The sequence below is a fragment of the Aeromonas sp. Y318-3 genome (assembly GCF_027706185.1).
Lineage (GTDB): Bacteria > Pseudomonadota > Gammaproteobacteria > Enterobacterales > Aeromonadaceae > Aeromonas > Aeromonas veronii.
Window position 1 is genome coordinate 275,258 of sequence record NZ_JAPDCN010000004.1, and the last position, 13,696, is coordinate 288,953.

Here is a 13,696-nt window from a genome sequence, read left to right on the forward strand (position 1 = left end):
ATTACTCCAGTGCGTATCGCACAGCGAAGAAGGTTGAGAGGACCATCACCACGCTTTTGATGATGTTAAGCACCAAGTCCATGCTGGTTTCGCAGAACGAGTACTCGACCTTACCGCCGCCGAACGTGCCGACAACGGGCATGCTCACGGAGGGAATATCAGCCGTGAACTCTGGGCACTTGCCGCCATTGATATTGACGTTGAAGAAGCCGCTGATACCGGAGTACAAGGGCAGCTCCTGCAACTTTTTGGCATGGTTCTGGAGCACGGTTGCATAGTTGTGCTCGGCCCAATTGTTGGGGTTCGGGTTGATGGTCGCTGGGTCGGCATCAATCTTGGTCGGCACCTGCGGGAACGGCTCGTTGGTGTCGTCCTGCTTCTCAATGGCGTCCTTGATCGCATCCAGTTTGCCGCCGAGCTGGGCGTTGCCGTCTGCTATGGCCTGATTGCCTTCTTTGATGGCGTTGGCTGTCTGCATATGGCCGATGCTGGCACCCGAGCCGCCAACGGCCTGAGCATCTTTGATTGCCTGCTGGATATCCTTACCCACGTTCTCAACCACTTTGCCAAGGGCGGCGTTCTGCTCGGAGCTGGCCTTGATCTCGGCGTTGCTGGTCTCGGCCAGCTTATCGACCACTGTGTTCAGATTAGCGGTGCCGGTTGCGCCGGAGACAGGGTTGTTCGTAGCGTTGTTGGTAGCGTTGTTCAGGTCGTTCTGGGCGTTGTTGGTGCCCTCTGAAGAAGTTGCTTGGTCTACGTTACCAGAGACAGTTTCGTTGCCGTCTTCGCCGTTGACTTGCAGCGGGCAGTTTGCACCGGTGAACTTGATGATCCCGTTATAGACATTAGGGTTCTGGGTCGAGTTGAGAGATACGCCTTGAGAAACAACGGAGCATTGGCCGTAACAGGATATGGTGGTCGAGCCAATCGTGCCCGAGAAGAAAGTGACGAGGGCGCCTGGCGCACCGAGTGTATTACCGGCGACGCCGTGACAGTATGGGCGGCAGAACTCCTTGCCGGTGATGACGTTGGTCTCCTTGATGGAGCCGGTCAGACAGGTCAACGGCTTCTTCTGGCAGACGTTCCCATCAGCGGTTAGAACGGGACCAACAGGAAAATTAGGGTCTTTACAAACGTAGGTTTCAGGAACATTGGTCAAGGCAGTCTGCCAATTAAGATTATCACCTAACCAACCACCGTTATTTTTATACTGACACTTATAAACAGTACCTGAAACCCAACAACCTTGAGATATAGCAGGAGCTTTCCAGCCGGGATGGCCAGAAGAGTTCTCACATTCTGATTTTGTCTTAGAACCCCATGAGCCATTGTTGTTCAAAAAACAAGAACCTAGAGTAGTAGGCGGAACAACCCTTTCTTTTGTTGCTGGAGTCCACTCAGCAGCATGGGCGCTATCGACAAGGGTGAGCGTCATGAGAGACAAGATGACGCTGAAGAACAGGAAGTAGAAGAACCACTTCACCAAGCGGAACGGGTTGAAGATATACCGGAGGAACCGGAAGACATCACCGACCCTTAAATCCTTCAATGACCGCATAAGCCAGTACCATCCCTAGAATGACCATTATCGGTGCCCAAATCATGGGAGCCCCCTATAGAGAAAGGGGCGACCGAAGCCGCCCCCAGTTGCAGCGCCTTAGCGGCTCGATACCATGCTGGAGATCTTCTTCCATCCCCAGATAGCCCCGTTCAACGAGGTCTTACCCAGACCCACAGCGGCGAGGAACACGCCCAGCGCTGTGATGATGGCCAGAACGGCAGTTTGAACCCCGCTGATGTCGAAGCCTTCACCAGCAGCCTGAGCAACGCCAGCAGACATCAGCATGGCGGCAATAATGGTCATTTTTTTCATGTGATATTCCTTATCTCATTCTTACGATTGAAGACGCCTTGGCATATCCCCACGCCATGAAGTAGACGGTGATGATTGCCGTGAACGTCCCGCCGCAAAGCGCGACGAGTGTTGCTTGCCCTCCAATGGTCGCAGGGTCTAACCATGCGGCCATGGTGGCAAGGTCTTGGGGCTCGACCAAGTACGTACCTTGGCACTGTCCAACAGACGTATCAACGGCTTGCAGGAACCCCTCGGCAGTGACCTGGACGCAGCGCATTGGTTAAGCCTTCTTGGTGTTGTTCGGCAGGGCGAACAGGCGGAAGCCGTTGAAGGACTTGTGCTGACCACCTTCACCCGCATAGGAGTTGTCGACGTACTCGATCTGCAGGGTGATGCGACTGCCAACCATGCCGCGCAGTTCAACGTGCTGGTTGCCTGCGACCTGATCCTCACTGAGGGCCACGTCAATGACGGCGGTGGGCTTGGTGGTGGTGAACTTGAACGTACCGACTCTGACGTCCTGCCCGTTACGTTTGCGGGTGTTCAGGATGATGTCGGCTTCGTCCATGATGGTTCCGGTGATTTCCATTTTTGCTTCTCCGATTGATAAGGGATTTAAAAAGCCACGACACTTAGTGACACGGGTCCAAGCCGCCGCTTCGCGGCTCGCACCCCTGAGGGGACCCCGCGAGGCGCGAAGCATCGGGATAGAGCCGCCACACACGGAGCTCGTGGTCACAAATGGCGAGCTGGCGGGTACGCTCGTATTCTTCGTACTCCATGAAGGCATATGCCTTCTCTTCCTTGAGCACCTCGAACTGCTCGTTGATGCCCTCCATGGTTTTCTGACAAGCGGCTTCCCACTTCTCTTTCGAGGTGATCAGCCAGTCTTTGACTCGGGTCAGGATGAACACTTGCGAGAACATCACACCCATGGGGCGGGCTGATGCTGGGTCGCCGTACTGGGTGCGGCCTGCTGGCTTGTGCTTGAGAACGCCGTATTCGTCGCACAGCATTTGCATGGCTTCGGGGACGCCGTAGGTGACGCGCACGGTCTGGTCATTGCGGCGCACCTGTACGCCACCCATGGCGCAGCAGAAGGCCTCCCAGTCTCCGGCGTTGGCGGCCAGACGGACGTTTTCGAGCGCGAAATGCTGCTCGGGGGTGAGGTCTTGAAGCATCTGGTCATCCTGTTCGAAGGGAGCGCGAACGGTGCGCAGCTCACGCCATGCTTGTACGGAGGGGCCGCCGAGCTGCTGGAACTGTCGAATTCTGTTATCAGATTTCCAAGCGTCAACGCGGGCAGCGGTTTCAATGGATTTGGCACGTTTACCGGCTTCGTGGTCGGCGCCCACACAGTAGCCGTCTATGTTCTTCGCCACGTACTTGGAGCAGTACGCCACCGCATCGCCTTTGCGGGGGTCGATGAAGACCACCTTGAAGCGGTGTTGACGTGCGCCGGCTTCGGTGCCGGAGTCGGCCAGCATGTAGTGCCGGCAGATCTTGATATAGGTCTTGATGTCTTCCAGCGTCATGAACAGCACGGCGTGCCAGTGCGGGGTGCCGTCATGGTGCGGCTCTGCAAAACGGAACCCGTAGGGTTTGATCCCTTCTTTGTCGGCCTTCTTGCGGATGTTATTGAAGGTCTTGACCAGCCAGAGCTGGGCATCACGAACGGTCGGCTTGCCAGCCTCGATCCACTTCTCGTTTTGATTTCCGTTACGGTGAACGGAGTGGAACCGGCTTGGGCAGGTGAACGTCAGGAAGATGGCGTGATGGCCTTGGGCCTTGGCGCAGCGTGAGAAGCCAGCAAGGCGGGCCATCAGCTCGGCACGGCGGTTTTTCAGGTTGCTGACGCTTGCATCGACCGCATCCTTCATGCTCACCGCATCAAAGACATCATCCGCATTGTGCGCAACAAGCGCAGAAAGAGTCTCGTCGTTACTAGCGCGACGAAAGGCGCGGCGAGCAACAGACAAGTCCGTTGTATAAGGCGCCAGTCTTCCGCTGATAAGAGAGAACTGTCGTGCGGCGTTGTATAGACGAGTAGCTGAAACGCGACGAATGCGGCGACGAATCCACGCCATATCGGCCAAGCGATTAAGGAGTGGATAAGGGTTGAGTTCTTGTTCCTCGGTGAGCGTATCCACCGGACGAAGACCGTAATGGAAAGCCAGATCAACAGCGAGTTGCAGAGCAACCACGTGACTTCGAGTAGCAACCAGCTTTCCGGTATGGTCAGCGAACCGCTGGGCAAAGGTATCGACAGCGTGATCGTCAGCAGAGTAACGGAAAACCCCCAGCTCACCGCTGACAGAGAGAGTCTGGTCCAAGGTCCGTATGGCCGAATTAGCAGCTTGTAGACCCCGAGCTTCATATAGCGATTGATAGACATGGGTGAACCATCCGATTAGGGCAGGGTGACGCAGGGCAATCTTCTCGCGGAAGACTGCACAGGCAGCCGTGCCGATTGGCAGGGCGGCGAACTTGTCGGCTACAGTTTCCGGCGAGAACGGCTGGGAACGGCGCAGGTTAACGATGCTGTTCCATGACGTGCTGGTGACCGGCGCGAAGTTCTGGTGCATTTCGCGGGGTGCACGGCGAGCAGCGCGGCGTTCTTGGGCCTCGTTAAACCAGCGGGGGAGGGCAACTTGCTGTTGCGGCTGGGTCTGATAGGTCATCATTTCATGGCCTCCAGAATAGGGGCGGTGAGGTGAGAGCCAAGAAAGGCGAGGGCGAAGATGAACAGCAGGCCAAACATGGCTTTGATGGTGTCGCTCATTGGTCACCCCAGATACCGCAGCCCTCAAGGTAGGAGCGGTTGTCCTCAGAACGAACGGAGCGATACGGCATACGGGCCACAAGCTTGTTTACACTGGCAAGACGGGCCTCGGTGGAAAACGGGTAATCTGGAGTGGTGCCGATAACCCCATTTATCGGCGCCATGGCGGTGAGCAGCTGGACGCGCTCGGAGAAAGCGTCGAGCCAGTCAAGTTGCTCTTGTACGGTGTGCTCGTCAGACCATTCGGGGTCAAGTTGAATGTCACCATCCAGAATCAGCAGGTCAGAACAAGCGGCGCAACCTTCGCCGCCGCACTCTTGGCAAACGTGGTAAATCGGGGTTTGTTGCTGTAGGGTCTGCGCTTCCATGGCACTCGCTCACTAAGTGGTAAGTTCGAGTGATTTATAAGTGACGCGCTAACTTATTACAACGTATGGAATGTGAGCAGAATTGCTGTGGTAAGATTTGTTTGACAAACACATGAGGATAGAAAAATGGACTCTAAAACGCTGATGGAGGCCTACATGAGGGCCAAAAACTACACCAGTTACGCGCAAGTGTGCCAAGACCTCGGTTTTAGCAGTGCATATATCGCAGGCATCAACAAAGGAAGAGCGCAATTCACTGACGAGACTGCAAAAATTCTAGCTATTGGTGCCGGACTAGATCCTCTGGAAGTCATAATTTCACTAAACGCCGTCAGAGCGAAGACGCCAGAGATGAAAGCGACTTGGTATGACATCCTAAAAAAGTATTGCGCAAGCACGGGAACCGCTCTAGCCGTGGCTTGCGTGATGATGGGAAGCGCTAATTTAGAGCCTGCCAACACTGCGCATAATGTATATTATGTTAAATTAAGTATCTTGTTTCCTGTCACCACTTATTGAACTGTGTATAATGGCAACAATTGATCCTATCTTCGACCGGATGTCTTAAGTGGCTGAATTAACATCAGAACAATTAAAACCCGCTTTTGCGATTGAACAGTTCCCCAAGCTCAGCGAGCTTGAACCTATCCCCTTTGCTGCGCTGCAACCCAGAGCCATTTCCGGCATCAAACGTCTTGCCAGTTTTGATGGTGACTGTCCAGTCATGCTGCTCAACGGGTTTCCCGGCGCAGATTACGAAGGCGTTTGCCAAACGTTGATTGCCGACTCCAATGGCAAGGATGGTGACCTGTTTGATCTCTGCTACACCGAGAATCTGAACAACCCCTACAAGCCTATCTGGCTGCGCCTGCAACCAGGCACCGGCGTTGAGTTTTGCGAAATGGTTGGCGAGCTGCTCAAGCTGTTGAGCCACCATCTCGATGCCGAACGCATCGTGACCCGCATCATGCGCAAGCAGAACAATGATCCGAAAATCGATGATTTCCTCTCCGATCTGGCGGCTCACGTGGCATTGGGTCTGGAATTCCAGCACCCCATTCTGATCAACTTGCTGATCCACCACGAAGCGCAGGAAGCGCCGGTAATTTATGGCCGTGATCTCAACTGGGATACCCTGTTTGGCTCCATCAACTACCAGACCGAGCAAGGCTCTGTGTATGCTAACCAGCACCTGCTGGAGCCTGGCTTGCTGCGCGAAGCCAACGGCGGCTACCTCATTTTGCAACTGGACGAGCTGCTGGATCAGCCGCACCTCTGGTTCAAACTGAAAAATGCCATGCAAAAAGGCGAGCTGGACTGGAACGCCTATCAGGAAGGGAAAACCCTGACCCCCTTCTTCGCGCCTGAAGCAACCCCTATCAAGCTAAAGCTGATCCTGGTCGGTGACCGACTGGACGTGGCCGAGTTCCAGATGCTGGATCGGGATATGTCCGAGCGCATCTTCCTGCGCGCGGATCTGGTGTCAGAGGTGAATATTGAAGAGGATCTGCAGGAATTTCTGCAGTACCTGGCCTGGCTGCGCCAGCGCTGGAGCCTGCTGGACTTCACGCCAGCCGCCCTCGCCGCCCTTTGTCGTCATGCCAGCCGCCTCTGTGACCATCAGGAGTGGCTGTCGCTCTCCGAAGTGCAACTCTCCGCCATCATGCGGATGGCTGACAGTCTGGCCCGGGAGCTGGGATCCGAGGTGGTCACTGACGAGCATATCCGCGGCGCACTGGAGGAGCAGGATTACCGCCTCAACTATCTGGTTGAGCAGTCCGATCAGGGTGTTATCGACGGCCAGATCCTGCTGCAAACCGATGGCGAAGAGATTGGCCAGATCAACGGCCTGTCGGTCATTCAGGTCTCCGGTCACCCCTATGACTTCGGTGAACCGGTGCGCCTCACCGCTACCGTACACCTTGGCGATGGCGATGTGGCGGATATCGAGCGCAAAGCGGAGCTGGCTGGTCATATCCACGCCAAAGCGATGATGATTATCCACGGCTATCTCTCCAACAAATTTGGTGCAGAGAACCCCTCCCCCCTGTCGGCGAATCTGGTGTTCGAGCAGTCTTACCACGAAATTGATGGCGACAGTGCCTCACTGACCGGCTTGTGTGCCCTGCTCTCTGCCCTCGCCCGCCAGCCTATCTATCAGCACTTCGCCGTGACCGGTGCGGTCGATCAGTTTGGCAATGTGCAGGCCGTGGGTGGCGTGAACGAGAAGATTGAAGGCTTCTTCCGGGTGTGCAAAATCCACGGCATCACCGGCAAGCAAGGGATCATTTTGCCGGGCACCAACATTCAGCAATTGAACCTCTCTGACGAGGTGATTGCAGCGGTTGAAGCGGGCCAGTTCCACATCCACCCGGTGGATCATGTGGAAGAGGCCATCGAGTTGCTCACTGGCTGTGTCGCCGGTGAGCCTGATATGCCCGATACCCTGTTTGGCCGTATTCAGGAGCGGTTGGACGAGTTGAACGGCTCCACTGCCAAAGTCGGACTGCTGCAATCCCTGCTGGGGCGCCTGTTTGGCCGCTGATGAAGTGATCGGAGTTGTTTAGCGAACAACTGTAAGCTAAATTGGCCCGGCTTTGACCCATTTGAAGGAAATACCGCGTGACCGTAGACAATACCACCATGGAAGCCCGCCTTTCCCTGTGCGAACAGGGCAAGAACTCTTTTACCCGTGAAGAGCTGCTGGCTTGCAGCCGTGGCGAACTGTTTGGTGAGGGTAACAGTCAGCTGCCTGCCCCCAACATGTTGATGATGGACCGCATCGTCAAGATCAATGACAACGGCGGCGAACACGGCAAGGGCGAGATCCTGGCTGAGCTCGACATTACTCCGGATCTCTGGTTCTTCGATTGCCACTTCCCGGGTGATCCTGTGATGCCTGGCTGTCTCGGTCTGGACGCCATGTGGCAGCTGGTTGGCTTCTTCCTTGGCTGGAAAGGTGGCCCCGGCAAGGGTCGTGCTCTGGGCGTAGGTGAAGTGAAATTCACCGGCCAGATCCTGCCGACTGCCAAGAAAGTGACCTACAAGATCACCTTCAAGCGCGTCATCAACCGCAAGCTGGTGATGGGGATTGCTGATGGTGTGGTCGAAGTTGACGGCCGTCCGATCTACAGCGCCACCGACCTGAAAGTGGGCCTGTTCAAAGATACCACCGCATTCTGATCTCTCTGATTGGTGGTAAAACAGCATTAACGCAAAGGGGCCACAACGGCCCCTTTCCTTTTGTAATGAGTGATGAAGTATCTGCTACTTCATGAAGAGGCCTGAGCCCCGCCCTTCCATGGCGTCACGCCAACCACCAAGCCAATGCCCTCGGGCATCCAGGCATTGATACGGACACGCTTCTTTCTGTTTGCCGACCACGCCAGCCTGATAACCACGAGCACGAGCTCTTTCCAGACGGTCCCGCTTCTGTCTCTTCATCATCTACGACCCTCTTCGTGGAACAAAAAAAGCGACCAATTCTGCATCGGTCGCTTTCATCTTTACTCCTGCGAGCGCACTGGGTCAAACAAAAACTTCCACCCTAACCGGGCTATGTGACACAAGGCACTGAACTGGATTAAGTTTTAATTACAGGGAACTTACTCCTGATTTTTGAGTCCTTCCAGCTCTTCCCAGCGAGCAAATGCCTGCTCCAGCGCGGCTTCAGCGGCATTGAGCGCATCCAGTTTCGGCTGGGTTTTATCTGCCGGCAGCGAGAAGAACCCAGGCTGGTTGATCTCGCTTTGCAGCGCATCCAGCTCGGCTTCCAGCTGCTCAAGACGAGCAGGCAACCCTTCCAGTTCAAGCTGCAGCTTGTAGGAGAGCTTCTTGCTCTTCTTCGGCGCTTCTGGCGCGGCGGCAACGACCGGCTCGGGCGCCTTGACCGGTGCACTCCTGGCCTGTTGTTGAGCGTTCTGCTGTTCGCGGGTCGCCATCATGTCGGCGTAACCGCCCACGTAATCGCTGATGCGGCCATCCCCTTCAAACAGCCAGCAGCCGGTCACTGTGTTGTCGATGAAGCGACGATCGTGACTCACCAGCAGCAGGGTACCGGGGTAGTCGGAAAGCAGCTCTTCCAGCAGCTCCAGGGTTTCCACATCCAGATCGTTGGTCGGTTCATCGAGGATCAGCAGGTTGCTCGGCTTGAGGAACAGCTTGGCCAGCAGCAGCCGGTTCTTCTCACCACCGGAGAGCGCCTTGACCGGCGTACGGGCCCGCTTGGGCTCGAACAGGAAGTCCTGCAGGTAACCGAGGATATGACGGGAGCGGCCACGCACCATCACCTCTTGTTTGCCCTCCCCGACGTTGTCCACCACCGTCTGCTCGGGATCAAGCTGCTCGCGGTACTGATCGAAGTAGGCCACCTCCAGATTGGTGCCCCCCTTGACGGTGCCACGGGTCGGCTCAAGCTGCCCCAGCAACAGCTTGATCAGGGTCGATTTGCCGCAGCCATTGGGGCCGACCAGCGCAATCTTGTCGCCACGCAGCACTTGCAGATCGAGCCCCTTGAACAGGGTGCGATCGCTAAAGTCCAGCCCCAGCCCTTCGGTCTCGAACACCAGCTTGCCGGAGCGATTGACCTCGTCCAGTTGCAGCTTGGCCTTGCCCTGCAGCTCGCGGCGCTGGCTGCGCTCCATGCGCATTGCCTCAAGGGCGCGCACCCGACCTTCGTTACGGGTACGGCGAGCCTTGATACCCTGACGCACCCACACCTCTTCCTGCGCCAACTTGCGGTCGAACTCGGCATTTTTCAGCTCTTCGACCCGCAGCCACTCCTCTTTCCCCTGCAGATACTCGTCGTAGTTGCCCGGCCAGGAGGTGATGGCGCCGCGATCCAGATCGATGATCCGGGTGGCCAGCTTGTGGATGAACTCCCGATCGTGAGAGATAAAGACGATGGCGCCGCGAAAATCCTTGAGGAAATCTTCCAGCCAGTTGATGGCTTCGATATCTAGGTGGTTGGTCGGCTCGTCCAGCAGCAACAGATCGGGATCACAGGCCAATGCACGGGCCAGCGCCACCTTGCGTAGCCAGCCACCGGAGAGACTGTCGAGGGTCACGTCAGGATCAAGACCAAGCAGGGTCAACACCTGACTGATGCGGGTCTCGAACTGCCAGCCGTTCTGATAGTCGAGCTGCTCTTGCAACTCGCTCATCTTGCGAATATTGGCATCTGACGGATCGCTCGCCAGCTCCATGGAGATGTGATGGTACTGCTTGAGCAGCTCCCCCACCCCCGCCAGCCCTTCGGCGGCATAGTCAAACACCGTCAGCTCGCTGGAAGCAGGCGGATCCTGCTCAAGGCGGGTCACTTTCAAATCTTGTTGCAGCACCAGACGCCCGTCGTCCAGCGGCAATTCGCTGGCAATGACCTTCATCAGGGTGGACTTGCCCGCCCCGTTGCGGCCAACCAGACAGAGGCGCTCGCCCCGCTCGATGGTCAATTCGGCATTGTCGAGCAGCGGGAAATCACTGAACGACAGACATGCGCCGTGCAATGTTAAAAGAGCCATGTGTGTTCCTTATTTCATATGAAAAAAACGGGCAGCAGACTGGGTCTGCCCCCGTTTTATCGTCAAATCACTCTCACCCCTGACGGGCGGCCCAGCTTTTTAGCTCGGCCAGTGTGAAGGGCCAACCGAGCTCGCGGCCTGCTTCGTCACGCAGCACCGGAATGCGCACCCGATAGGCGGCAAGCCACTGCTCATCATCCATGATGTCGCACTGGCGGGTGGCGGTGGCAAGACCAGCCTCCTCCACCAGCGCCCAGGCCTGCTCGCACAGGTGGCAACCGTCGGTATGAAACAGGGTCAGCATCACGCCTCGCCTTGCTCCGGCGCATGGGTGATGATCCAGCAGTTGTGGATGTGCTGGTTACGTTCGAAATCCTTCGGTCGCGTCTTCTGGGTGATGTTCTGGGCCTTGAGACCAGTGGCCTCGAGACCGGCCAGATCCATCTTGAAGTGACGCTTGTTGTTGGAGAAGACCAGGGTGCCGTCCGCTGCCAGCAGGCGCTTCAGGTGCTGCATCAGCAGCAGGTGATCGCGCTGTACGTCGAAGCTCTCGTCCATCCGCTTGGAGTTGGAGAAGGTGGGCGGATCGATGAAGATGAGGTCGTACTTATCATCGGCTTCAGACAACCACTTCAGGCAATCTGCCTGGACAAACTTGTGCTGACGGCCCACCAGCGAGTTGAGACGCATGTTGTCCTGTGCCCAGTTCAGGTAGGTGTGGGACATGTCCACTGTGGTGGTCTCGCTGGCACCGCCAAGACCTGCGTGCACGGTGGCACTGCCGGTGTAGGCAAACAGGTTCAGGAAGCGCTTGCCCTTGGCCATCTGACCCAGCATGCGGCGAGTCTGACGGTGGTCGAGGAACAGGCCGGTATCCAGATAGTCGTAGAGGTTGACCCACAGCCTGGCACCGTACTCCTGCACTTCCATCCGGTGCTGCTCTTCGGAGAGCTTCTGATATTGCTGTTTGCCTTCCTGACGCTCGCGCACCTTCAGGATCACCTTCTCGCCATCCATGCCGGTCACCTTAATGGCAGCCTGAACCATGTCGAGCAAACGCTGACGGGTCTTCTGGGCGGGGATGTCCTTGGGCGCGGCATACTCCTGCACCACCAGATAGTCCTGATAACGGTCGATGGCGGCGTTGTATTCCGGCAAGTCGGCATCGTAGATGCGATAGCAATCGATGCCCTCTTTGTTGGCCCACTTCTCGAGGGTTTTCAGATTCTTGCGCAGACGGTTGGCAAAGTCCTGTGCGACTTCTTTTTGCGAGGCCACGGAGTCCAGTGCAATCTGGTAGTTGCGCAGCTGACACTCGAGGGCGCCGTTGAACAGACGATATTGCTTGTCGGCGCGCAGGCGCAGACAGCTGAGCAGCTCGGGAGATGCGGAAAGAATGGAGACTTTCCAACCCTGGAAGCTGCGACGCAGAGCATCGCCTAGCGCCTGATGCACTTCCAGCAGGGCCGGGAATTCGCCAAGACGCTCGCCGTAAGGCGGGTTGGAAATGAGCATACCGACCTGGCGGGCCTCCCCTTGACCTTCTTCCCCTTCAACAGGGGCTGGCATCGGCAGCGGGTTTTCCAGCTTGGTGACATCGGCTTGCTTGAAGGTGATGAGGTGGGCCACACCGGCCGCTTTGGCGTTGTCGCGAGCTTTGAGCAGCACACGCTGGTCGGCATCACAACCAAACAGTTTTACTTCGCAACGTTGCATGCCGCGTTTGGCGCGCACTTGCGCTTCCATCATCAGACTCTGCCACAGCTCGCTATCGTGCTGCAGCCAGCGATCGAAACCAAAGCGCTCGCGGCGCAGCGCCGGTGCCATGTCGGCGGCGATAAAAGCCGCTTCAATCAGCAAGGTACCGGAACCGCACATCGGGTCCATCATGGGCTCACCGGCCCAGCCGCTACGGGCAATCATGGCGCAGGCCAGGTTCTCTTTGAGCGGAGCTTCACCGGTGCCCTGACGATAGAAACGCTGATGCAACGCCGGGCCTGACAAGTCCAGCGTGATATTGGCCTTGCCTTTGCCCAGGTGCGCCATGATGCGAATATCCGGCGACTTCTTGTCCACGTCCGGACGCACGTGACCGCGCTTGGTGAAGCGGTCGACGATGGCATCCTTGATTTTCAGCGCGCCATATTGGGTATTGCGAATGGCAGGGTTGGTACCGGTAAAGTCCACCGCGATGGTAGAGGTACCGGAGAAGTGCTCTTCCCAGGGAATGGTGTGGGCGCCCAGATAGAGATCCAGATCGTCGTTCATCTGGAATTCGGAGAGCACCAGCACGATGCGGGAGGCAAAACGGCTCCACAGGCACGCCTTATAGCCAATCGCCAGTTCGCCTTTGAAGTGGACGCCAGCCACGGTCTCACGGACCTGCTCTGCGCCCAGGGTGGTCAGCTCATCAGCCAACAGGTTTTCCAGCCCCTTGGGGCAGGTTGCAAAAAATTCTTTCATCACGCTCACGGGGAACCCATAAAAATAGTGCCGCATTATACCTCATCAGGCGGGCTGGAGCATGCAAAAGTCTGCTCAAACAGCAGGATGGAAACAGATTGATAGGTGGTGAAAAGATAAAAGGCCCCATGACTACCCGATGGCGAGATCATGGGGCCAGACATCATTTAGCGGATCACTTCATGCGAGCCTTGAAACGGGGATTGCTTTTGCAAATCACGAACAATTTGCCCCGACGGCGCACCAACTGACAATCGGGATGACGCGCCCGTGCGGATTTGAGTGAACAGACGACCTGCATTCAGGACTCCTTCTTGCTTGAAAATGCGCCAAAGCGCTTGTTGAAACGGGCCACACTCCCCTCACTCGATACCTGCTTCTGCTTGCCGGTATAGAACGAGTGCGACTGGCTGGAAACATCGAGCGACACATAGGGATACTCCTTCCCATCTTGCCACGTATAGCGGCGATCGCTCTTGATGGTTGACCCGACCAGGAAAAAGGCATCTGCTGCCGTGTCATGGAACAGCACCAAACGATAATCCGGATGAATATGAGGCTTCATGGCAACTCCATTTTGTTATGTTATAACAAAATGTAAGTGAGAATAGCTCTCGTTTCAAGCATAAAATGTCGTATGTAGAAAATCGCTTCAGTGAGTGATGTGTTGATGCTGAGGTGAAGGCACTACACAAGCAGAACGAAACAA

General features: G+C 56.4%; 14 protein-coding genes. 3 read left to right on the plus strand and 11 right to left on the minus strand.

Features of this window, described 5'->3' with window-relative positions; translation table 11 throughout:
• Position 1: 1 nt before the first annotated feature.
• The 5 genes from OKB77_RS07930 to OKB77_RS07950 form a co-directional block, all read right to left on the minus strand.
• Positions 2 to 1,558 (minus strand): hypothetical protein, encoded by a 1,557-nt coding sequence (locus tag OKB77_RS07930; RefSeq protein ID WP_270817346.1) that lies wholly within the window; start codon positions 1,556 to 1,558, stop codon positions 2 to 4.
• 99 nt (positions 1,559 to 1,657) lie between these two features.
• Positions 1,658 to 1,873 carry a hypothetical protein gene (locus OKB77_RS07935; RefSeq protein WP_265760259.1) on the minus strand — a complete coding sequence of 72 codons (216 nt, stop codon included), beginning with the start codon at positions 1,871 to 1,873 and terminating at the stop codon, positions 1,658 to 1,660.
• Positions 1,874 to 2,135: 262 nt separating this feature from the next.
• Positions 2,136 to 2,444, minus strand: coding sequence for a hypothetical protein (locus OKB77_RS07940; RefSeq protein WP_270817347.1), 309 nt, complete (start codon positions 2,442 to 2,444; stop codon positions 2,136 to 2,138).
• A 43-nt stretch (positions 2,445 to 2,487) separates the two neighbouring features.
• Positions 2,488 to 4,539 carry a replication endonuclease gene (locus OKB77_RS07945; protein ID WP_270817348.1) on the minus strand — a complete coding sequence of 684 codons (2,052 nt, stop codon included), beginning with the start codon at positions 4,537 to 4,539 and terminating at the stop codon, positions 2,488 to 2,490.
• Positions 4,540 to 4,633: 94 nt separating this feature from the next.
• A complete protein-coding gene (locus OKB77_RS07950; protein ID WP_270817349.1) occupies positions 4,634 to 5,005 on the minus strand; it encodes a hypothetical protein in 372 nt (123 codons plus the stop codon).
• Between the two features lie 126 nt (positions 5,006 to 5,131).
• On the opposite strand from OKB77_RS07950, the gene OKB77_RS07955 reads away from it, so the two are divergent.
• From OKB77_RS07955 to fabA, 3 genes are all read left to right on the plus strand, one after another.
• Positions 5,132 to 5,524, plus strand: a complete 393-nt coding sequence (locus tag OKB77_RS07955) for a DUF3693 domain-containing protein (protein WP_270817350.1) — start codon at positions 5,132 to 5,134, stop codon at positions 5,522 to 5,524.
• A gap of 49 nt (positions 5,525 to 5,573) precedes the next feature.
• Entirely contained in the window at positions 5,574 to 7,550 is a 1,977-nt protein-coding gene (locus OKB77_RS07960; RefSeq protein WP_204379783.1) for a Lon protease family protein, read from the plus strand.
• Positions 7,551 to 7,627: 77 nt separating this feature from the next.
• The gene (gene fabA, locus OKB77_RS07965) at positions 7,628 to 8,188 is read left to right on the plus strand and encodes a 3-hydroxyacyl-[acyl-carrier-protein] dehydratase FabA (protein WP_005336586.1); all 561 of its coding nucleotides are present in this window, start codon (positions 7,628 to 7,630) and stop codon (positions 8,186 to 8,188) included.
• An 84-nt stretch (positions 8,189 to 8,272) separates the two neighbouring features.
• On the opposite strand, the gene rmf is transcribed toward fabA, so the two are convergent.
• From rmf to OKB77_RS07995, 6 genes are all read right to left on the minus strand, one after another.
• Entirely contained in the window at positions 8,273 to 8,452 is a 180-nt protein-coding gene (rmf, locus tag OKB77_RS07970) for a ribosome modulation factor (protein ID WP_005315693.1), read from the minus strand.
• A gap of 158 nt (positions 8,453 to 8,610) precedes the next feature.
• Positions 8,611 to 10,524, minus strand: coding sequence for an ATP-binding cassette ATPase Uup (gene uup, locus OKB77_RS07975; RefSeq protein ID WP_265775557.1), 1,914 nt, complete (start codon positions 10,522 to 10,524; stop codon positions 8,611 to 8,613).
• A gap of 73 nt (positions 10,525 to 10,597) precedes the next feature.
• Positions 10,598 to 10,828 carry a glutaredoxin family protein gene (locus tag OKB77_RS07980; RefSeq protein ID WP_064336064.1) on the minus strand — a complete coding sequence of 77 codons (231 nt, stop codon included), beginning with the start codon at positions 10,826 to 10,828 and terminating at the stop codon, positions 10,598 to 10,600.
• The gene (gene rlmKL, locus OKB77_RS07985) at positions 10,828 to 13,023 is read right to left on the minus strand and encodes a bifunctional 23S rRNA (guanine(2069)-N(7))-methyltransferase RlmK/23S rRNA (guanine(2445)-N(2))-methyltransferase RlmL (protein WP_265775558.1); all 2,196 of its coding nucleotides are present in this window, start codon (positions 13,021 to 13,023) and stop codon (positions 10,828 to 10,830) included. Before rlmKL ends, OKB77_RS07980 begins: the two co-directional genes overlap by 1 nt.
• Before the next feature lie 139 nt (positions 13,024 to 13,162).
• A complete protein-coding gene (gene ykgO, locus OKB77_RS07990; protein ID WP_005336596.1) occupies positions 13,163 to 13,288 on the minus strand; it encodes a type B 50S ribosomal protein L36 in 126 nt (41 codons plus the stop codon).
• Positions 13,289 to 13,552: a type B 50S ribosomal protein L31 gene (locus OKB77_RS07995; protein ID WP_005336598.1), complete on the minus strand. Its 264-nt coding sequence runs from the start codon at positions 13,550 to 13,552 to the stop codon at positions 13,289 to 13,291.
• Between the last annotated feature and the right edge of the window lie 144 nt (positions 13,553 to 13,696).

Bases quoted from the DNA above. Each gene is read 5' to 3' on its own strand.
- OKB77_RS07930 (WP_270817346.1), bottom strand. From the start codon at position 1,558: ATGCGGTCATTGAAGGATTTAAGGGTCGGTGATGTCTTCCGGTTCCTC.
- OKB77_RS07935 (WP_265760259.1), bottom strand. From the start codon at position 1,873: ATGAAAAAAATGACCATTATTGCCGCCATGCTGATGTCTGCTGGCGTT.
- OKB77_RS07940 (WP_270817347.1), bottom strand. From the start codon at position 2,444: ATGGAAATCACCGGAACCATCATGGACGAAGCCGACATCATCCTGAAC.
- OKB77_RS07945 (WP_270817348.1), bottom strand. From the start codon at position 4,539: ATGATGACCTATCAGACCCAGCCGCAACAGCAAGTTGCCCTCCCCCGC.
- OKB77_RS07950 (WP_270817349.1), bottom strand. From the start codon at position 5,005: ATGGAAGCGCAGACCCTACAGCAACAAACCCCGATTTACCACGTTTGC.
- OKB77_RS07955 (WP_270817350.1), top strand. From the start codon at position 5,132: ATGGACTCTAAAACGCTGATGGAGGCCTACATGAGGGCCAAAAACTAC.
- rmf (WP_005315693.1), bottom strand. From the start codon at position 8,452: ATGATGAAGAGACAGAAGCGGGACCGTCTGGAAAGAGCTCGTGCTCGT.
- uup (WP_265775557.1), bottom strand. From the start codon at position 10,524: ATGGCTCTTTTAACATTGCACGGCGCATGTCTGTCGTTCAGTGATTTC.
- OKB77_RS07980 (WP_064336064.1), bottom strand. From the start codon at position 10,828: ATGCTGACCCTGTTTCATACCGACGGTTGCCACCTGTGCGAGCAGGCC.
- rlmKL (WP_265775558.1), bottom strand. From the start codon at position 13,023: ATGCGGCACTATTTTTATGGGTTCCCCGTGAGCGTGATGAAAGAATTT.
- ykgO (WP_005336596.1), bottom strand. From the start codon at position 13,288: ATGCAGGTCGTCTGTTCACTCAAATCCGCACGGGCGCGTCATCCCGAT.
- OKB77_RS07995 (WP_005336598.1), bottom strand. From the start codon at position 13,552: ATGAAGCCTCATATTCATCCGGATTATCGTTTGGTGCTGTTCCATGAC.